This is a genomic window from Paraglaciecola sp. 25GB23A, from assembly GCF_040012495.1.
Taxonomy (GTDB): Bacteria; Pseudomonadota; Gammaproteobacteria; order Enterobacterales; family Alteromonadaceae; genus Paraglaciecola.
Genome location: NZ_JBDYKM010000010.1, coordinates 106,001 through 128,247 on the forward strand (window position 1 = coordinate 106,001; position 22,247 = coordinate 128,247).

The window sequence follows — 22,247 nt, forward strand, 5'->3', positions numbered from 1 at the left end:
AGATTCGCAATTGGTTAAGCAGAATGAGACATTCAGGGTCTTAATTAAAATCATTAATTCACTAGCCCACAGAATTTAGTAACAAAACAGGCGCATGACTTAATTAGGAAGATTACGAGCCCAAGACATGTCGAATAACGCGATTTAAGTCTTCTAATCTATATGGCTTACTTAGGATTGCTTTCGTGCCTACCAAGCCACCTTGCTGGATTTGTTTATCTCCATATCCTGATGAGATGATTACACTTACATTAGGATTTATTTTAAACATCTCTTCGAATACTTCTTTTCCTGACATTTCAGGCATATTCAAATCTAGAATAACCGCAGCAATTGAATTTATATTTCGTGTATATATCTTCAAAGCTTCCTTACCGTTAATCGCTATTAGTACCGGATAACCCAATGCTTCAAGCATATCCTTCACCACACTTAGAACCAACTCATCATCATCGACTAACAGTAAGGTTTCTGCCCCACCTTTTTGAACAATTGTTTTAGGTGGCGTATCGATATTTATTAAAGATTGAGCTTTAGGCAGATAAATATGAAATGTTGTTCCCTCATTTATCTTACTCGCTATTTCGATAACTCCGTGGTTATGTTTAGTAATAATGTTGTAAACCACTGCAAGGCCTAGTCCCTGGCCACGCTTACTACCTATATCTTTAGTTGTGAACATTGGGTCGAAGGCTTGTATCAAGACCTCATCAGACATTCCACATCCCGAATCGCTAAATGAAAAATGAATGTAGTCGCCGTCAATTAGTCCAGTTCTGTTACCGTTTCGCACCTCAAAATCTTCAGCATTAAGCCGAATATAATCTTCACTGGTGACTTTCCTCTCTTCAATGGCATGGATTGAATTAGTAGCAAGATTTAACAATACTTGATGTAAGTCCCCAGAATTTGCAGATATGAGGAACTCGCCCTTATTAAATTGAACTTCTTTTTTAATGAGTCTATTGGTGGTTGCCTCAAGCAAACCAAATACTTCTTTTGCTATATCATAAACGTCAATAGTCGTTTTATCAGAATGGCGGATTGATGAAAGTGATTGAAACTGTTTAGTCAGTTCAATAGCTCGATTTGTACTTTTTTTCGCGTTTTCCAAAAATTTTTGCTGCTTTTCATGAAAATTTTCATTGTATTGACTTAGCAGGTCTAAATTGCCGGCTAATGCACCGAGTATATTGTTAAAATCATGAGATATGCCCCCGACAAGGGTACCCAACGAGTCCATTCGCTGACGAATTAATAGTTGCCCTTCGATATATTTGCGCTCGGTCATGTTGCGGGTGATCCCCAGTAGTGCAACAATCTCATCTTTGTCATTTTTAAAAGGAACTGCGTGAGTATCAAGCCAGATATGCCCCCCTTTAAGCCCGACCGTTTCGAATTCTAGCGTTCCTGAGCCCCCCTTAAATACATGTTTGAGCAAAGCTAGGAAGGCATCCCTGTATGGCTCTGTGACCAATGGACAGATACATTGCCCTTTGACTTGCTCAAATGAGTCAGCTTCTACCATCTCCAGTCCAGCGCGGTTCATCATCAACAGGTTACCGTTAATATCGAGCAACTTGATGCACTCTGGCTCCGTATCTATGATGGCCTGCAAAAACCTTTCGTTATCAGCCAAGGCTTGTTGCGCGTGCTTACGTTCTGTAATTTCATGGAAATTCAGTAATAACCCATCTATTGCTGGATTATCGAGCAAATTGGTTACGCTCAGTTGTATCGGTTTATAATGCCCATTTTTACATTTATATAGGTACTCAACTTTTTTTGACAAATTCCCCTTTTTCAGGAGAGTGGATAATACCTTTTGTATACGCTGCATATCGTCCGGATGAACCGTTAATAGGTAATTCGAACCAATAAGCTCCTCCGGTTGCCATCCAAACCATTTTTCGACATTAGGACTTTCGTATTTTACAATACCGTCTTTTCCAACTATGCAGATTACATCTGAAATATTGGAAATCATTGCACTTTGCTTGTTTTTAAGCTCTAGTAACACTTCTTCAGCTTTTTCTTTTTCAGCAATGGATTGCATTGTCACCATTATAGAACTAAAAGACGTAAGCAAGGGTTGAACAAACTCTACTATAGTCTCATCATAGCCACCGACCCGATTTGAAACTCCCATCATGCCAACCAATTCATTGCCTGAATAAACTGGGAGTCCTAGAAACGCATTTAACGGCGGGTGTCCGTTTGGTAGTCCACCCCTCCTGATATCCTTATTGGGAGCATTGGAAATTACCGGCTCACCTGTTAACAAAACCTCACCGAAAAGTGATTTGAGTTTCCTAAACTCCAAACCTTGCGGTGCGTTTTCATCATAAAAACGTCTAGTATCTTCGTCCCATGAAATGTTGGTGATCGCTAAGGTCTTGAGATAGGGCTCCCTTTGACTGTTGTAAAAAACTTTACCTACGAAGCCGTATTCACTAGCGGTTATCTCAAGTATTACTTTCAATACACGGTCGAAAATTATTTTCGGATCTACGTTACGAATATATAGTGACTCAATCTCTGAGATCCCCTGCAATTGAGCGCTCAGGGTTTTAATATTTTCCTCCATGTGCTTACGCTCAGTAATATCAACCATGTTTACATTACACAATTCTTCATTGTTAGTAACGATGCCGGTAAGCAAAACATTGACTAATAAGTTTCCATTGTTTGATAGCGTCAGTTCACAGACTTGTTGTTTTTTACTTTGAAATGCGTTTTCAATAAACAGTTGAAAAACTGATAGAGTGTCTTTTGAAACAAAAGAATCAAATCTACTGTTTTTTAACGTTGAATGCTCCTTACCAAGTGTTTTGCCGCTTTTAAGATCTATTTCAATGATGTCACCTAACTTCGAAAGCGTAAAATAGCCAGCAGAGGCTATTTCAGCGTGCTTACTCGCCGCAATCCGAAGTATATCATTCTCTGATTCAAGCTCAATCTGGCGTAATTCTAACTCGTGGATGCGCTTCTGTATCTTAGTTTTGGAGGGTAGTGAAGGTGCTTTCAATGGTGGATTGGCAAGAGCCTCAGTGTTCAGTTTATCTTCTGATTCCTCAGTTATTATCTCGCTCATTATCAAAATATCCGCAGTGCCTAGTAGCCTAATTGAATCCAATAAATTGCTAAATGGACTATGGGCAACAACGACCTAAGTTTTCGTTTGTAAAAAAAGATTATCAGATAAAATTCTGATTTAAAAGATGTTTTGACTGTAACTGACAGCACCCTATTTTTAATACGCCATCAATTCATTAAATTCATCTGCCCTAATTCAGATATTATTAAGCAGATTTAGACACATCCTTAAGCTACTAGGTAATCTAGCAGTAATTAAAATATTATTAGTCACTGTTCTAAAATGGATGGCAAATTAGCTTGTATACTGCGCTATTGAGATGATTTTGCTAACAACTCGCCATCATTCCTGCATGGCGGTAATGAGTGTGGATATTCCAACAATCGACATCATTCGTTTTAGATTGTAGGCCAATACATGAAGGCTCATTTCCGTACTGACGTTTTTCTTTCGTGTCATCAATAAGTGAGTTGCCCCCATCCACATTTTGATGGTGCCAAACGGGTGTTCGACGGTTTGTTTTCTAATGACCGTCGTTTCAGGTGCGGCATCTAACCTTGTTTGCATTACGTCAATTTCAGCCTCATGTATCCAACGCCGCATTCGTCTGGGGTCGCGTTTCAATGTTGTGCATTTGGCGCGAATTGCGCAGTCCCTGCAAGCAATATGGTTAAAATAAACATCTTGTTCTAAGCCACTATCAAACACTCGCATTCGGTTTTGTAATTCTTCGCCAGCTGGGCAAACATAAACATCTTTGTCCTGATCATACTTGAACAATGACTTATTAAATATGCCTTTCTTTTTTGAGCCGGACGTATCGATTTGGGGGACTAAAGCTGTCGCGCCTAAATCCTGAGCTGCTTTAATATCATTACGGCTGAAATAACCTTTGTCGGCAAAAACGGTGATATCTTTTCTATCTAGAGCCTCTTGCACTAGCGTTGTAACGGGCGTTAGTTGGCCTCGGTCTGTCGACATCGTGATGTCATGACTGACGATAAGGTGATGTTTTGTATAGACTGCGCTTTGCACGTTATAGCAGACCTTGCGATTCATGTTATCGGTTTTCATTAAACGCGCATCGGGGTCATTTAACGATAATTGCTTGTCTGGGTGAGCATTAACTGCTTCTTCAATTTCTTGCAACTCAACAAGGCGATTCTTGAGCCAGGCTAATTTATCTTGCATCAACCCCACATCTTTATCACTTTTATCGTTAGCGTCTGCACTATCTAACTTCAATAAATATTCGCTGATACTCGTTTCAATTAGTGCAATATGGTCTTTGGCTTTTTGGGGAGTGAAGTTATTCTTTTTGGCATTTACCGCTTTAAATTTGCTGCCATCAATGGCGAATACCGCATCGCTGAACATGTTCATTTGGCGGCACAGTTGAATGAACTGGCGGCAAGCATTTTTAATGCCTTTGCCGTTGTCTTTTCTAAAGTCAGCAATGGTTTTGAAATCAGGTTGCAAACGTTCGACTAGCCACATCAGTTCAACGTTGCGATGCGTCTCTTTTTCCAAACGGCGTGATGATTGAATACGGTTTAGATAACCGTAAATATATAACTTGAGCAGTGTTGCTGGGTGATAACAAGGACGGCCAGTTTGTTTTGCCTGCACCCGATTAAAACCCAATGATTCAAGATTGATTTCATTCACAAAAACATCAATGACTCGAACGGGATTATCTTCAGTGACAAAATCGTCTAGCACTTCTAGTAGCAGTGTAGTTTGTGTTCTTGATTGGCCTTTAATATGGTGAGACATCACAGATTCTCTCTGGTTTGGCTGACCACTTAATTATACTAAAAACGGAGATTAGATAGGTGATTACATTAAGACTGATTGATCATATAAACACCGTGCTTAGTCCAAAAGGTGATCAATAGTTTTCACACAGCCTGCGCTCGAAGCGGCTCACCCTTAAAGAAATTAGCCCAAGCACTAAGCTAAATAACCCTGCACTTTAGCCTCTTTCTATTTCCAGACTCCTTTTCTCTGTGCTTAAAACGCTTTTGGCTTTTTATCAGCAGCTAGTATCTATTTACTAGCTGCTGCTTTTCGCTTAAGCGGTAGCTTTATCTAAAGCTTGGCTAACATCAGCGATAATGTCGTCAATGTGTTCAATACCCACCGAAATACGCACTAAATCTTCAGACACGCCAGCTTTGGCGAGTTCTTCTGGACTTAGTTGGCGGTGAGTGGTGCTGGCTGGGTGACAGGCCAATGACTTTGCATCACCGATATTCACCAGACGCAATATCATTTGTAGAGCGTCGATAAACTGGCCACCGGCTATTATACTTTGCTCGGCGGAATCCGCTTTGATGCCAAAACTAATAATACCTGAGGCTTTGCCACCGGTGATTTTCTGACAATTGGCGTGATGCGGGCTGTTGGGTAAGGCCGCATAATTAACCCAACTTATCTTAGGATGTTGCTCTAGATATTCAGCTAGGGCCAGGGCATTACTGCAATGGCGCTCCATTCTTAAGCTTAAGGTTTCTAAACCTTGTAGCAGCAAAAATGCACTTTGTGGAGCAAGGGCTGCGCCAGTATTGCGTAGCGGTACAACACGGCAACGACCAATATAAGCTGCGGGACCAAAGGCTTCGGTATACACCACGCCATGGTATGAGGGATCAGGTTCGTTAAGTATGGCGAAGCGTTTTTTGTTGGCTACCCAATCAAACTTTCCTGAGTCGATAATCACGCCACCAATGGTGGTGCCATGGCCACCTATATATTTGGTCAGTGAGTGAATGACGATATCAGCGCCGTGATCGAATGCGCGGCATAATACGGGGGTTGCTACGGTATTATCAACGATGAGCGGTACCCCATGTTTATGGGCAATATCGGCTAAACGCTGTAAATCAACAATATTACCTGCGGGGTTACCAATAGATTCACAAAATACTGCCTTGGTATTGTCATCAATCAAGGCTTCTAAACCAGCAAAATCATCATAAGCGGCCATGCGTGCCTCAACCCCTTGACGGGGCAGGGTATGGGCAAATAAATTGTAGGTACCACCATATAATTGACTGGTACTGACGATGTTGTCGCCCACTTGAGTCAAAGCTTGAATAGCATAGGTAATCGCCGCCATGCCTGAGGCTACAGCTAAAGCTCCAATTCCGCCTTCAATGGCGGCTAAGCGTTGCTCAAGCACACTGGTAGTGGGGTTCATAATACGAGTGTAGATATTGCCAGCTACTTTTAAATCGAATAAATCAGCGCCGTGCTGAGTATTATCAAAAGTATAAGAGGTGGTTTGATAAATAGGTACGGCCGCTGCTTTGGTGGTGGCTTCAGATTCATAGCCATGGTGCAATGCCAATGATTCGAGTTTCATGATCGCTTCCTTTATGTGAAAGTGGACACTGATATCAAGCCCTGTTGATATCAGTGTAATAACAATTTAGAAAACCATAGCATTTAGCCATCTAGATGTCTAAGGCTTGGTGTCGGTGGCTTTAGTACTTTTTGTTGGAATTTGTTTCCAAAGCATATAAACCACTGGCACTAAAATTAACGAGAGAACTAGGGCACTGACCATACCCCCTACCATAGGGGCGGCAATGCGACTCATTATTTCTGAGCCGGTTCCTGAACCATAGATCACCGGCATTAAGCCGAGTATTACGGTAGATACTGTCATTACAATAGGCCTGATGCGCATTCCTGCACCCTGTTCAATGGCTTCAATTAGGTGTTGTTTGTCAAGTGGCTGCTTGCTGTCTGGCCGCGCTTCTTGCATCTGCTGATAGGCTTGATTGAGATAAACTAACATCAGTACGCCAATCTCTACCGCCACCCCCGCGAGGGCAATAAAACCTACGCCGACTGCCACTGATAAATTAAAGTTGAGTAAGTAGATCAACCAAATACCGCCAATCAAGGCAAAGGGCAGGGTTAGCATGATCAACATCACTTCTGAGAAACTTTTGAAGCTCATGTACAGCAAGATCACAATAATCGCTAACGTTAGGGGCACCACATAGCTGAGTTTTTGTTTCGCTCTTTGCATATATTCGTATTGCCCCGCCCACGTTAAACTGTAACCGCTGGGTAAATCGAGAGAGTCGGCCAAGGTTAGGGCAGCATTTTCAACATAGCTGCCGATATCTGTGTTGTGATCAAGGTCAATATAAGTCCAACCGTTGATCCGCGCATTTTCACTTTTTATGGCGGGCGGACCATCTTCTATGTATATCCTCGCCACATCAGCTAATGCGATACGCTGGCCTAATTTTGTGACAATGGGCAACAATGCTAACTGTTCAGGTGACTCGCGGTAGCTTTGTGGATAACGTAAATTTATGGGATAACGTTCCAAACCCTCAACAGATTGTGTGACGTTCATGCCCCCTATGGCCGTGGCAATAACTTGTTGAATATCACTAATATTTAAGCCGTAGCGCGCCGCATGATCACGATTAATATCGACTTTAATATAGCGTCCACCGGCTACCCGCTCTGAATACACCGAGGCAGTGCCAGGAAATTCACCTAAGATTTTTTCAATATCTTGGCCAATACGCTGAATCACTTTGACATCGGCCCCAGCTACTTTAATACCCACTGGGGTTTTAATGCCCGTGGCGAGCATATCTATGCGGGTTTTTATGGGCATGACCCAGGCATTGGTTAACCCCGGAATTTGCACAACGTTTTCAAGTTCTTCACGCAATTTGTCTGTGGTTAATCCTGCCCGCCATTGCTCTTTGGGCTTAAATTGGATGAAGGTTTCGATCATGGTCAGAGGTGCGGGATCAGTGGCTGTTTCGGCGCGGCCGATTTTACCAAACACGGTCAATACTTCAGGAATGGTATAAATTAACTTATCGGTTTGTTGCAGAATTTCGCGGGCTTTACCGACAGAAATACCGGCATAGGTGGTGGGCATGTACATCAAGTCTCCCTCATCCAGAGGAGGAATAAATTCAGAGCCTAATTTTGTTAAGGGATAAAAGCCAGCGATTGCCACGATGACAAAGGCTAACAAAGTGGTTTTAGGGAAGTTCAGTACCCGTCGTAATATGGGCAGATAAAGCGCAACCAGCAAGCGATTGAGGGGGTTACGGCCCTCACTCATTACTTTGCCACGAATAAAGTACCCCATGAGAACTGGGATCAAGGTAATTGCTAAGCCGGCAGACGCCGCCATGGCAAAGGATTTAGTATAAGCCAGTGGCGCAAACATCTTGCCTTCTTGGGCTTCCAGGATAAATACCGGCAGAAAACTAACGGTAATGATCAGTAAACTGAAAAATAGTGCTGGGCCCACTTCACTCGCGGACTTGGCAACAATTTGCCAACGATTTTCAGATGTCAGTGGTGTGCGTTCAATATGTTTGTGCATATTCTCTATCAGCACAATAGCGCCATCTGTCATCGCGCCGATGGCGATAGCAATACCACCCAGAGACATAATATTGGCGTTGATCCCTTGCCAATACATAATGATAAATGCCACCAATATACCAAGAGGTAAACTAATAACCGCCACGAGGGACGAGCGTAAATGAAACAAAAATGCCGCACAGACTAGGGCAACAATTAGCAGTTCTTCTAAGAGTTTCGACCACAGATTTTCCACTGCTCGGTTTATCAGTTCTGAGCGGTCATAAACGGTGACTATTTCAACGCCATCGGGTAAACCGGCTTTTAAACTGTCGAGTTTAGTTTTGACCCCCGCGATGGTCTGCTGGGCATTACCACCAAAGCGCATCACCACCACACCGCCTGCGACTTCACCTTCGCCATTAAGTTCAGCAATACCACGGCGCATTTGTGGGCCTAAACGAATATCGGCCACATCACGCAATTGTAAAGGCGTACCTTTGGCATTTAAGCCTAATGGAATGGCCGCCAAATCTTCGATTTTCTGTATATAGCCACTAGAGGTCACCATGTATTCGGCTTCGGCCATTTCAATCACCGAGGCACCGACTTCCTGATTACCTTGTTTAATGGCTTGTTGAATATGACTCAGCGGAATGTCGTAAGCGCGCAACTTGTCGGGATCAACAGTGACTTGATACTGTTTGACCATGCCCCCGATGGCAGCGACTTCGGAAACACCTGCGACGGTTTGCAGTTCAAACTTTAAAAACCAATCTTGAATAGCCCGCAGCTGGCTAAGGTCATGCTGCCCTGTACGGTCAACCAAGGCATAGAGATACACCCAGCCCACGCCAGTCGCATCAGGGCCAATTTGTGGTTTTGCCGCCTCAGGTAAACTGCCTGCAACCTGAGATAGATATTCCATTACCCGACTTCTGGCCCAATACAAATCTGTTTTGTCATCAAAGATCACATAAACATAAGAGTCACCAAAAAACGAAAATCCTCTGACGGTTGTCGCACCCGGCACCGATAACATGGCGGTGGTAAGTGGGTAAGTGACTTGGTCTTCAACCACTTGTGGCGATTGGCCCGGATAGCTGGTTTTAATGATCACCTGCACGTCTGACAAATCTGGAATAGCATCTACCGGCGTATTTTTTATCGCAAACAGACCGGCGCCGATCATAATAAAAGTGCAGACCAGCACAAAAAAACGATTGTTGACCGACCAATGAATGATGCGTTCGATCATAAGTTATGGTCTCCCTCTAAGCTCATTAAGAACACGATTACAAAGGCCGATTCCTGCTCTGCTCCCTCACGGATCTCAAAGGTGAAATGAATATTTTGTTCGAGGCTTAAACCTTGTATATCGATATTGTCAGCTAATTGAAAATCCATCGTTGCGGCCGGTCGTTGCCATTTTTCGATGGCATCGCGGGCAATAGTTAGTACGCGGTTTTCGCGGTCAATCTGCAGTATTTTACCGTTGACCATGGCGCTGGGAACTGAAGGGTCAGTGGATAGCATATGGCTCATGTCTGTCATATCACTGATCTTGTGAATGTTTGGCTGTGCATCATGATCCATGCGTTTGAAGTCAGAGCTAATACTGCTTTCAGAGTCCAGTAAAAACTGCGCGGAAGACACCACTGTATCGCCTTCTTCTAGGCCCGCTAATATTTGTATTTTATCCGTGCTAATGACACCTAGTTTGACGGCTACTGATTTAAATTGTCCTTCACCTAGGGCCATCACCACTCTGTCTTGCGCGCCTGTGCGGATCACTGCTTCGCGAGGCACCAGTAGGCTATCTTCAGCCAATTCACTGTGAATGGTAACTTGCGCAAACATATTGGGTTTGAGTTTACGCTCAGGGTTGGCAAAGCGCATTCTGACTCTTACGGTACGTGTGACAGGGTCAAGAGTAGGGTAGACATAATCGAGTTTACCTTGCCATATTTCACCGGGTAAAAAGCCAAGGGTCATGGTCGCTGCCAAATTGGCTTTGACTTGTGATGCTTGGCGCTCAAATATTTCCGCTTCAACCCAGACTTCATCTAAAGCGCCGATAGACATTAAAGTGGTGCCAGGTTTGACATAAAACCCTTCTCTAATATTAAGATTGTCGACCACACCTGATTGCGGGGCAGTAAAAACCACGGTTTGCTGTACTTGCCCCGTTTTACTTAATTGTGCAATGCTCTGGCTGGGCATTTGCAAGGCTTTTAAACGCTCTAACGATGCGGCAATTAGCCCGCTATTATCGCGCTTACGCGCTAACAAAAACTCTTCTTGGGCATTGACTAATTGCGGCGAATATAAGGCATAAAGGGGCGCATCTTTTACCACTTGTTGGCCCGTCGTTTTGACATACAGGGTATCTATCCAGCCCTCCACCCGAGGGTGAATATGCACTAACGAATCTTCGTTGTAGCGCACATAACCCACTGTATTTATTGGTAGGTGTAAAGATTGCCGACTAACCTGTGCCGTGCGCACGCCAAGGTTGTTAACCACATTGGGATTGATTTTAACGGTGCCCGGCGAAGCCGTTTTTTGTGCCTCGTCGGCGTATACTGCAACCAAGTCCATGCCCATGGGCGATTTACCCGGCTTGTCTCGTCGATAGTTGGCATCCATGGGGGCAACCCAATAAAGAGGCTTTTGTTCTGTTGCAGCAGATTCGATGGGTGTGGCAGTCCACTGCATCATGGTGTAGGTTAGGGCGCTACCAACCACAATGCCACCAATGGCCGTATTAATGATTTTCATGGTCGTTCTCCCATAGCGTTTAAAGGTGCTTGGTTATTTTTTGTGGTGAAAAAATAGTCCAGTTGAATGCGTGATTTGGCTTGTTCGTTTTGTAACTTAATCACATCAAGTTCAGTGTTTAACTGGGCTATTCTGGCGCGCATAACTTCAGAAAAATCGCCTTCGTCACTGGTATAGGCGTTAAGTGCGGCTTCCGATTGCTCAGCCATTTGTGGTAAAATTTTCTGTAGGTAGTGCTCAATCCGTTGATTAAGACTATCTAGGGTGCGCCATGTACTTAACATTTGCGCAAGAAGCTGGCGCAGTAATAGTTGTTTGTCGGTTTTGATTGATTCAGCTTGCAGGCGCGAAGCTTCTACCTCTTTATCTTGTTTATTGGCGGTAAAAAAAGGCACATCCACGGTCACGCCGATGGAAAAAAAGTCAGCACGAGTGTTGCCTAGCGGGTCATTATCACGATAGGCGTAACTGGCATTAACGCCCCATTGCGGCTGATATTTTTGTTCAGCCAGATTTACTGCGCTTTGTGACGACTTAATTTGTTGCTCAATGGCCATTAGGGCAGGGTGCTGAGCCAAGATCTGCGAGAGACTGCGCAAATCTTGCTGCTGTAATAAATTTATCACCGATGAGTCAAGCATGGCTTGAATTGGCCAGCTTTGCGGTAGGGTTCTCCCACTATGTGCTGTTGGCACAAGATTTGGCTCTAGCTCGTCTTGTAACCATTGGCTTAATTCAGCCAAACTTGTATCTCGTTCTGCCAATAGTGCGGCGAGTCTGTCATCTAAGCGGGCTAATTCAACTTGGGCGCGCACTACGTCTTGTTGGGTAGTACTGCCCTGCACAGTTGAATAGCTAGCCTCAACAATATCCACTAATTGACTGAATAAAGGTCGGCTGTGCTCGACAAGTTGGATCCGCTGCTCGGTGGTGAAGGCATCAAACCATAATTTGCTGACCATGACTTTGAGTTTTGCTTGGCGCTCATAACGTAATTGCGGGTATTGAGCCGCCATTTGCACTAGCTGCTCTTTTTGTAGAGCAAGGCTATCCCCACGCGGAAATTGCTGGCTGACGCCAATCTTAAATTGGGTCATGGGCTCCTGATTAAAACGAAAGCCATCAGTGGGTAAATTCGCAAATCCAAGGGAAACCATTGGGTCAGCGAAGGTTGATGAGGCTACGCTATTGGCAATAATGGCTTGTTCTTGCAGTTTATTTCCCACAAGCCAAGGGTCGTTTTGTAAGGCTAATTGCTGTGCCTGTTGTAAGCTTAATTCAGCCTGACTGGCTGAATTGAACAATATGCAGCTGCTTAATACCGATATATTAACTAATAGCCGCCGAGCTGTGCCAGGTAAAAGTGGTGCGAATCGCATGGTGTCATATCCTACAAGTTGCTAGATGAAATTACGCAGTACTTGTTGTAAAGAATGAATAAGAGGGGTAAACCTCAATTTTTAGATAGATCTAGGGTAGGTTATCTGTCTTGAGGTGGTTTTGCGTGCTGTTTAAGCGAGCTGGTGAGGCTGGAAAACTGGTAATCATCTAACAGGGCATTGCTGACTTTAGCCGCAGAGGTGTTTTGCATATTGACCAATAATAAACTGAAGCTGGCGCCAGTGGGGCAGTGACAGTTATTATCACAACAGTCCATGTCGCTATTAGTACTGCTGGTGGATTGATGCGTTGTATTCGACATGTCATGGCAAGGCATAACTTCATCATTGACCGTCATATTCATTGACATTTGGCCACTAGACTTGTTTAGCGGGCACGCCATAGCAGACACAGTAAACCACTGACTGAGCAGCAGTACTGATATGACTAGATAATGGGTAAATACCTTACTAACCATGCCTACAATTAATTACCGATGATAAATGAGCCTGTACTTTAACCGACTCTGTACAAAGAGTCATGCTCTTTGTGCTACACGGTCCATTCACTTGTTGGTTTTAATCGTAGCAATTTCACTGGTCACTTCACCGTCAATAAAGCGAGTGGTGAGAACATCGCCCGGTTTAAGTTGTTTGACACTTCTGATTATTTCTTGCTGTTTAAAGTTAATACTGTAGCCACGAGCTAAGGTTGCTAAAGGACTCACGGTATCTAACAAATGACCGGCATTAGCGAGTTGCTTGTGTTTATTATCGAGTAACTTGCGCCATTGTTGCAACAATCGCTGCTCCAGTTCATTAGCGGACTTAGCGCCTTGCAAAAACAGCTTTTGCGGATTGTTATTGGCTAAACGTAAGGCTAAGTTTTCTTGTTTGATACTGTCTTTGCCTACACGTGCCTGCAAGGCTTTTTCTAAACGTTGACTGAGTTGGTCAACTGCTTGAAATTGCTGTTCCAATTGTTTTTGTGGGTGGTTTCGCTGTAGTTTTTGCAACATCAATTGTTGCTGATAATCGAGTTCATTTAATCTAGCGCGAAAACGTTTAGTGAGTTGTTGTTGCAAGGTGGCGATAGCCAATAACAGAGCACTCTGATCACGACTGACTAATTCTGCCGCCGCTGAGGGGGTGGGGGCCCGTAAGTCAGCCACAAAGTCGGCAATGCTGACATCCACTTCATGGCCAACCGCACTAACAATGGGTAAAACTGATGCGAAAATGGCCCGCGCCACCTCTTCATGGTTAAAACACCATAAATCTTCCAATGAGCCACCACCTCGGCCAACAATTAAAACTTGAACTTCATCCCGTTGATTTGCGATGTGTATGGCCTTACAGATTTGTGCGACAGCGGCATCACCTTGCACTTGAGTGGGATAAATTATCACCTCAATGGCCGGATTACGGCGTTTTAGCACCGTCAGAATATCGTGCAAAGCCGCGCCAGTTGGAGAAGTGATTACGCCCACCTTTAACACCGCGGCGGGTAAGCTCTGCTTATGTTCTTGGGCAAACAAACCTTGTGCCGCCAAGGTCATTTTTAATTGTTCAAATTGTTGCTTAAGTTGACCTTCACCCTCAGGCTCCATAAATTCAACGATAAGCTGGTAGTCACCGCGTGGCTCATACAAACTAATATTGGCCCTTACCAATATTTTGTCCCCCTCCTTGGGGCGTTTCACTACTCGTTGATTTGCACCTTTGAACATGGCCGCTTTGATCTGCGCTCGCGGGTCTTTTAAGGTGAAATACCAATGGCCAGAACTGGCGGCGACAAAATTAGATATTTCAGCCGACAGCCAAATTAGGCCTATCTCCGATTCCAAGACATTTTTGGCCATTCGGTTTAATGCGCTGACAGTAAGAACATTGCGACTGGTAGATTGTGGGTTAAACATTAAGACTCAGGATAACTTTACATTTGTCGGTAGTTTACCCTGTAATACCGGTAAAAACGATCATCTAAAACTATGTTGAATTCAGCGACGTGGATTGTTAATGCCAAGTAGGTTTTCTGTTAACTTGTGGTTTTACTTTTTATCCTAGTGCAATAATGTAGTGAAAAACGCATTTGTTAGTTTACCTTGGCGTGCATTTCCGCTAGAATCGCGCCGCAATTAAAACCCCCTTTAAAGGTGAAAATTGCATGTTACGGATCGCCAAAGAAGCCCTAACGTTTGACGACGTTTTGATCGTACCCGGGCACTCGACTGTCCTCCCTCATACCGCAGAATTGAAGACTCAATTAACCCGTGGTGTGAGTTTAAATATTCCCCTTGTTTCTGCCGCTATGGATACTGTATCCGAAGCGCGCTTAGCTATTGCCTTGGCACAAGAAGGCGGTATGGGTTTTATCCACAAAAATATGACCCCAGAGCAGCAAGCTGAGCATGTACGCACCGTTAAAAAATACGAAAGTGGCGTGATCTCTGATCCTGTTACGGTATTGCACACCGCTACCATCGGCGAAGTTAATGCCTTAGGTTTGCAACATGGCTTCTCGGGTTTCCCCGTGGTCGATGAAGACAACAACCTGATTGGTATAGTTACCGGCCGTGACTTACGTTTTGAAAAACGTTTTGAGCAACCCATCTCAAGTGTGATGACACTGAAAAAAGATTTAGTGACGGTCAAAGAAGGCGCCAAGTCTGAGTTAGTGCTTGAGTTAATGCACGAACATCGTATAGAAAAAATTCTGGTGGTGGATGATGCCTTTAAACTAACGGGCATGATCACCGTTAAAGATTTCCAAAAAGCGGAAAGTAAACCTAATGCATGTAAAGACGAGCGTGGCCGTTTGCGCGTAGGCGCTGCAGTCAGTGTCGGCCCTGGTACGGATGAACGTATTGCCCTGTTAGTTGAAGCGGGTGTAGATGTTTTGTTGATTGATACCTCACACGGTCATTCACAAGGCGTTATCGACCGCGTTAGAAAAGTACGTGATGCCTATCCTGATGTGCAGCTTATCGCCGGAAACGTGGCAACAGGTGAAGGTGCTAAGGCGCTTGCTGATGCAGGCGTTGATGCGGTTAAAGTCGGCATCGGCCCCGGTTCAATTTGTACTACGCGTATCGTGACGGGTTGTGGTGTACCACAAATCACTGCTGTATCTGACGCAGTTGAAGCCTTAAAAGGTACTGGTATACCGGTTATCGCTGACGGCGGTATTCGTTTCTCCGGTGACATTGCTAAAGCCATTGTGGCCGGTGCGAGTTGCGTCATGGTCGGCAGTATGTTGGCTGGTACGGAAGAAGCACCCGGTGAAGTGGAGCTCTATCAAGGGCGCTACTATAAATCTTACCGTGGAATGGGCTCTTTAGGCGCGATGAATCAAAATAATGGATCGTCAGATCGTTATTTCCAAGACAGTAAAAATGCGGAAAAGTTAGTGCCTGAAGGCATTGAAGGACGTGTGGCTTATAAAGGGCCTATCGCAACCATTATTCACCAGCAAATGGGCGGTTTACGCTCAGCTATGGGCTTAACCGGTTCAGCGACCATTGATGAATTACGCACCAAACCTATGTTTGTCAAGGTGACGGCTGCTGGTATGGGTGAATCACATGTGCATGATGTGAGTATCACCAAAGAAGCGCCAAACTATAGACTTGGTTAAACACTGATATATGAATCGGACTGGTTAATTCCAGTCCTTTTTTTTTTGCAAAAGAGTAACTACATGACCACTAATATCCATGACCAACGTATATTGATCCTCGATTTTGGCTCACAGTACACCCAACTAATTGCCCGCCGCGTACGTGAAATAGGCGTTTATTGTGAACTTTGGGCTTGGGATGTGAGCGAAGCGCAAATTCGTGAATTTAAGCCAAACGGCATTATCTTGTCAGGTGGCCCTGAGTCAGTACATGCTGCAGATTCGCCACGGGCACCGCAATATGTGTTTGAGGCTGGTGTGCCGGTATTTGGTATTTGTTATGGCATGCAAACTATGGCTGAACAACTTGGCGGCGCGGTACAAGGCTCCGACATGCGTGAATTTGGTTATGCTAAAGTTGAAGTCATTGCCGACATGGCCCTGCTCAATAACATCGAAGATCATATTGGTGAGAACGGTAATGCTTTATTAGATGTATGGATGAGTCATGGTGACAAAGTCAGCAAAGCTCCCCCGGGTTTTATTACGGCCGCTAAAACCGATAGCTGTCCCTTTGCTGCTTTTGTTAATCCTGAAAAGCAATTTTATGGTGTGCAATTTCACCCCGAAGTAACGCATACCCGTCAAGGACAGCGCATTTTGTCGCACTTTGTATTAGACATTTGTGCTTGTGAAAAACTATGGACACCTGGCGCGATCATTGAAGATGCCATCGCTCGCATGAAAGCCCAAATTGGTGATGATGAAGTCATCTTAGGTTTATCGGGCGGGGTTGACTCATCAGTCGTGGCCATGTTGTTGCATCGCGCTATCGGCAAACAGCTGACTTGTGTTTTTGTTGATAATGGTTTGTTGCGCCTAAACGAAGGCAAACAAGTGATGGATATGTTTGGCGATCACTTTGGTTTAAATATCCGTAAAATCGAAGCCGAACAGCGCTTTTTGTCGGCTCTAGCCGGTGAAGACGAACCTGAAGCCAAACGTAAAATCATCGGCCGTATATTTGTTGAAGTTTTTGATGAAGAATCGAAAAAGCTGGTGGATGCCAAATGGTTAGCCCAAGGGACTATTTACCCTGATGTTATTGAATCTGCAGGCTCGGCTACGGGTAAAGCTCATGTTATTAAGTCTCACCATAATGTGGGCGGTTTACCGGCCAACATGAAAATGGGCTTAGTTGAGCCATTACGCGAATTGTTTAAAGACGAAGTGCGTAAAGTCGGCTTAGAACTAGGTTTACCTTATGACATGTTATATCGCCATCCCTTCCCTGGGCCTGGTTTAGGTGTGCGTGTACTGGGTGAAGTGAAAAAAGAATACTGCGATTTATTGCGCCGTGCCGACCACATTTTTATCGAAGAGCTCCATGCCGCAGACTTATACAATAAAGTTAGCCAAGCCTTTACGGTATTTTTACCGGTTAAGTCAGTCGGCGTAATGGGCGACGCGCGTAAATATGATTGGGTAGTATCACTTCGCGCAGTAGAAACCATCGACTTTATGACGGCTCATTGGGCCCATTTACCCTATGAATTTTTAGGCAAGGTATCGAACCGCATCATCAATGAAATCGATGGAATCTCGCGGGTTGTCTATGACATCTCAGGTAAACCGCCAGCAACGATTGAATGGGAATAAACCGTCTCACGTTTTATTGTTATTTGATTAAAAGTGCAGCCTCAGCTGCACTTTTTTTTTGCCTTAAACCAAAATATTTCCTTGTAGGAGCGGCTTTAGCCGCGAACAGATTTAAAAGCCACAAGCCTTTTCACCACAGAGCGCTACGCTACACAGAGAGCACGGAAGCGGCTACGCCGAAAAGCTCATAGTTACGTCTGTATTGTAGGAGCGGCTTTAGCCGCGAACAGATTTAAAAGCACAAGCTTTTTCACCACAGAGCGCTGCGCTGCACAGAGGACACGGAAGCGGCTACGCCGAAAAGATCATAGTTACGTCTGTATTGTAGGAGCGGCTTTAGCCGCGAACAGATTTAAAAGTACAAGCTTTATCACCACAGAGCGCTGCGCTACACAGAGAACACGGAGGCGGCTACGCCGAAAAGATCATAGTTACGTCTGTATTGTAGGAGCGGCTTTAGCCGCGAACAACTTTCAAACCACAAGCCTTTTCACCACAGAGCGCTGCGCTACACAGAGAACACGGAGGCGGCGACGCCGAACAGATTAGATTGATATGTGTTGTAGGAGCGGCTTTAGCCGCGAATTTTTTGGCGAACTTTATTAAAACCTAAATAATATTATCATCAGCCAAAAGTCTGAACTAACCTTTAGACTTGTTAGCCCTAAAGTGGCTCAATAAAAACTCTGGCCACAAAAAAAGCGCCGAAGCGCTTTTTTAATTGAGCTGAGTACTACCAAATTCTGACACGTTCAGCGGGTGCTAAATAAAGCGCGTCACCTTCTTTCACATCAAATGCCGTATACCAAGCATCATGATTACGTGGCGCTAATGCTCTGAATTGTCCAGGTGCATGGGTGCCAGCTTTTAGTTGCGAAAGCATGCTTTGCTCTGTGCGTTTTTCACGCCAAACTTGTGCCCACGCCAAGAAGAAACGCTGATCACCCGTGGTACCATCAATAATCGGCGCTTCTTTGCCATTCAAGCTTAGTTTGTAAGCGTGGTATGCCATTGACAAACCACCAACATCACCGATGTTCTCGCCAAGACTGTTACGACCATTTACGAAGTTGTCTTCAATTGGTTCATAAGCGCTGTATTGCGCGGCTAGGGCATCGGCTTTAGTTTCAAATGCAGCCCTGTCTTGGTCAGTCCACCAATTTTGTTGGATGCCGTTGGCATCAGATTTAGAACCTTGGTCATCAAAGCCGTGGCCCATTTCATGGCCAATAACTGCACCGATTGCGCCATAGTTAACGGCTGCATCTGCGTTTGGATCAAAGAAAGGAGCTTGTAAAATTCCTGCAGGAAAGACGATTTCATTGAAAGAGCTGTTGTAATAAGCGTTAACACGCTGCGGAGCCATACCCCAGCGTTCGCGATCTGTTATTTCTAGTTCCTTAGCTGCGCTGTCATCACGGAAAAACTGACGCATACGCACAACGTTGCCGAGCAAGTCATCGGGTTTAATTTCAAGCCCAGTAAAATTCTGCCATACATCGGGATAACCAATTTTAGGGTTAAATGCGGCTAGTTTTGCTTGCGCATTGACTTTGGTTTCTTCACCCATCCAATCTAGGTTCTCAATCCTCTCACCAAGCGCTTTACGCAAGTTTTCTACTAGTTCAGCCATTTGCACTTTTGAGCTAGCTGGGAAATGTTTTTCAACATAGGTTTTGCCAATGGCAAAACCTAATGATTGAGTGCCAGACATTTCAGCGATAGCACGTTTCCATCTTGGACGCGGCTCTTGTTGACCGTTTAAGGTCTTACCGTAGAAGTCAAAATTAGCATTAAAAATTTCATCGGAAAGCAGGTCAGCGTGATTGGATATGGTGTGATAGGTCAAATAATCTTTCCACACCGACAATGATGCATTGTTAATCACATCAATCACCTTTTTTATCGGCTCAGGTTGCGACACATTCAAATGTGGAACTTTGTAGGTAGTTTGTGCAAAGTAACTGTCCCAATCGAAATTTGCATACTCCTTCGGCAGATTTTCCCTGTCAATTTGATTTAAGCTCAAATCACGGTTCCTGCGCTTTTCTCGTGGCCATTGAACGTCAGCAATTTGGGTCTCAAGGGCTAATATTTGTTGTGCCTTTTCTGCGGCATTTTCTACCTCAGCGAAATTAAGCATTTGCTCGATGTGTTTCACGTATGCTTGGCGAATTGTTTTGAAGCGCTCTGTGTCTTCTAAGTAATAAGAACGATCAGGCATGCCTAAACCACTTACCCCAATAGACATTTGATACTGATTGGGGTCGAGGCGATTAAATCCCAAACTACCTGAGATGGGACTAGTTGAACCATCTAACCAAGCGCTGCCGAAGGCTTCGGTCAGTTGTTGTTTGTTGCTGATGGCATTTATTTTATTTAGGACTGGGGTTAAAGGCGAAAGACCTTTTGCATTTGCTGCTGCAACATTCATGAACGAGGCGTAGAAATCTGCGATCATTTTTTGTTCTGCATTTAAATCTGTCGCGGTACTAATTTCCTCAATGATCGTTTTGATTTGTGTTTCGCTGGCCTCAGCCAATTTATCAAACGCACCATAACGTGTTTTATCGCTTGGCATTTCAAAGTTTTTGTACCAAGTACCGCCGGCATATTGGAAAAAGTCATCGCCTGGTTTAATTGATTCATCTCTCGCATCGAGTTCAACACCGAAACTTCCTAGCTCGGCACTGGCTGATTTTGACTCTGCAGTTGAAGAAACTGTCTGGGTTTGCTGCACGGGTTCACTGCATGCACCAAGTAAAAATACGCTCGCAATACTTGCGGCAAGTAAGGTCATTTTCATAAATTCTCTGTTCGTTGTTAAATGTAAAAGTAATGTCAACGTAAAAAAGCGCTACTTAGGCCATTTCGTTGGTATTTTTCTTATTATTTACGTCTTATCAGGGACGATTTCACGTTTGTACAAGGCTGTACTTTATTAACGAATGTTTATGTTTGGAAGTAATTTATGGCTAAAAATCAAAAAGTGTTTTGTAATATATTGATTAAGCCGCAACAAGACTGAATATCTGTGCGGGTGGTAAGAAAACAAAAGGGACTCAATTCTATCGGTTATTCAGTCACTATTATCAGCTAACAGGGCCGAAGTGCTTTACTAAGCGTATATCTATGTAACTTATATTTTTGATACAAGTATTCAGTAAATTATCTTGGAGTAAGCATTGGACTCATTGACACAAATAGTACTAGGAGCCTCAATTGCAGCGGTCTGTGTGCCGCAACCAGCAAAACGAAAGGCAGCGGTGATTGGGGCTATTTTAGGCACAGTACCGGACTTAGATGTATTTATAGATTACGGCGATGCGGTAGCAAACTTCACCTACCACCGCGGGTTTAGCCATTCTCTCTTGGTATTAATCCCATTATCTCTAGTACTTTGGACACTGCTTAAACGTTGGTATCGACCAGTTCAAGACGCACCCATTCCTTGGTTACTAGCAATTTCACTGGCTTTGATCACCCATCCATTACTCGATGCTCATACGGCTTATGGTACGCAATTATTTTGGCCTTTAAGCTCTCCGCCGGTCTCCTGGAGCACTATTTTTATTATTGATCCGCTTTACACCTTACCTTTGTTGATTGGCACCGTGCTAATTCTTATTAAGCCTTCTAAAGCTTGGGCGAATAAAGTACTTAGTGTAGGGCTGATAATCAGTTCGAGTTATTTGGGCTGGACATGGCTTGCTAAGTTCAGTGTTGATAGTCATGTGTTAGCGTCATTGGATACTCAAAAAGCTAAGTTATTTACTACGCCTACGCCTTTTAATTCTTTGCTATGGCGGGTTGTGGTGCTGCAAGAAGATCAATACCTAGAGGGTTTTTACTCCATGTTGAATCCAGACCGGTCGATTCAATTTAAGAGTTTTGACTTAAATAAAGAATTGTTGCTGCAAACTCAGCACTTGAATGCTGTCAGCAGATTACAGTGGTTTACCCACGGCTTTTTAGCCTGTGCCATAGTCGATAAGCAAATCGTCATCTCGGACTTAAGAATGGGTTTTACCGATAACTATGTTTTCAGCCATGCAGTGGCAAACGTTGGAGAGCCACATTTTTATGAAATTGAAAGTGTTTTGTTACCCTTTCAATTCAAGCCTGAGGCCCTCTCTTTTGTTTGGGAAACGCTTACAAAATCGCCATAATTATTAGCAGGACTCAGTTAAAATCTAAGCTGCGCGGAAGGCTCAGAATAATGTCTGTTGTAGGAGCGGCTTTAGCCGCGAACAGATTTAAAAGCTCCAAGCCTTTTAACCACAGAGCGCTGCGCTGCACAGAGGACACGGAGGCGGCGACGCCGAACAGATTAGATTGATGTGTGTTGTAGGAG

General features: G+C 44.1%; 12 protein-coding genes. 3 read left to right on the plus strand and 9 right to left on the minus strand.

The features are described from left to right. Positions 1-112: 112 nt before the first annotated feature. From ABKW31_RS14360 to xseA, 8 genes are all read right to left on the minus strand, one after another. On the minus strand, positions 113-3,094 hold the full coding sequence (locus ABKW31_RS14360) for a PAS domain S-box protein (protein WP_348617237.1): 2,982 nt from the start codon (positions 3,092-3,094) through the stop codon (positions 113-115). A gap of 345 nt (positions 3,095-3,439) precedes the next feature. Next, entirely contained in the window at positions 3,440-4,873 is a 1,434-nt protein-coding gene (locus ABKW31_RS14365; protein ID WP_348617239.1) for an IS1182 family transposase, read from the minus strand. 298 nt (positions 4,874-5,171) lie between these two features. Beyond that, positions 5,172-6,464 carry an aminotransferase class I/II-fold pyridoxal phosphate-dependent enzyme gene (locus ABKW31_RS14370; RefSeq protein WP_348617240.1) on the minus strand — a complete coding sequence of 431 codons (1,293 nt, stop codon included), beginning with the start codon at positions 6,462-6,464 and terminating at the stop codon, positions 5,172-5,174. 99 nt (positions 6,465-6,563) lie between these two features. Continuing rightward, entirely contained in the window at positions 6,564-9,713 is a 3,150-nt protein-coding gene (locus tag ABKW31_RS14375) for an efflux RND transporter permease subunit (protein ID WP_348617241.1), read from the minus strand. After that, the gene (locus ABKW31_RS14380) at positions 9,710-11,176 is read right to left on the minus strand and encodes an efflux RND transporter periplasmic adaptor subunit (protein WP_348617254.1); all 1,467 of its coding nucleotides are present in this window, start codon (positions 11,174-11,176) and stop codon (positions 9,710-9,712) included. The genes ABKW31_RS14375 and ABKW31_RS14380 overlap by 4 nt, the downstream gene beginning before the upstream one ends. A 56-nt stretch (positions 11,177-11,232) precedes the next feature. Next, positions 11,233-12,615 (minus strand): TolC family protein, encoded by a 1,383-nt coding sequence (locus ABKW31_RS14385; protein WP_348617242.1) that lies wholly within the window; start codon positions 12,613-12,615, stop codon positions 11,233-11,235. A 101-nt stretch (positions 12,616-12,716) separates the two neighbouring features. Further along, positions 12,717-13,094, minus strand: coding sequence for a hypothetical protein (locus ABKW31_RS14390; RefSeq protein ID WP_348617243.1), 378 nt, complete (start codon positions 13,092-13,094; stop codon positions 12,717-12,719). An 87-nt stretch (positions 13,095-13,181) separates the two neighbouring features. After that, entirely contained in the window at positions 13,182-14,534 is a 1,353-nt protein-coding gene (gene xseA / locus ABKW31_RS14395) for an exodeoxyribonuclease VII large subunit (protein WP_348617244.1), read from the minus strand. A gap of 248 nt (positions 14,535-14,782) precedes the next feature. On the opposite strand from xseA, the gene guaB reads away from it, so the two are divergent. Both guaB and guaA read left to right on the plus strand, forming a co-directional pair. Continuing rightward, a complete protein-coding gene (gene guaB, locus ABKW31_RS14400; RefSeq protein ID WP_348617245.1) occupies positions 14,783-16,252 on the plus strand; it encodes an IMP dehydrogenase in 1,470 nt (489 codons plus the stop codon). 63 nt (positions 16,253-16,315) lie between these two features. Beyond that, positions 16,316-17,893 carry a glutamine-hydrolyzing GMP synthase gene (gene guaA, locus ABKW31_RS14405; RefSeq protein ID WP_348617246.1) on the plus strand — a complete coding sequence of 526 codons (1,578 nt, stop codon included), beginning with the start codon at positions 16,316-16,318 and terminating at the stop codon, positions 17,891-17,893. A 733-nt stretch (positions 17,894-18,626) separates the two neighbouring features. Here the strand turns inward: guaA and ABKW31_RS14410 are convergent. Then, the gene (locus ABKW31_RS14410) at positions 18,627-20,699 is read right to left on the minus strand and encodes a M13 family metallopeptidase (protein ID WP_348617247.1); all 2,073 of its coding nucleotides are present in this window, start codon (positions 20,697-20,699) and stop codon (positions 18,627-18,629) included. A 379-nt stretch (positions 20,700-21,078) separates the two neighbouring features. On the opposite strand from ABKW31_RS14410, the gene ABKW31_RS14415 reads away from it, so the two are divergent. Continuing rightward, positions 21,079-22,062: a metal-dependent hydrolase gene (locus tag ABKW31_RS14415; RefSeq protein WP_348617248.1), complete on the plus strand. Its 984-nt coding sequence runs from the start codon at positions 21,079-21,081 to the stop codon at positions 22,060-22,062. Positions 22,063-22,247: the final 185 nt, after the last annotated feature.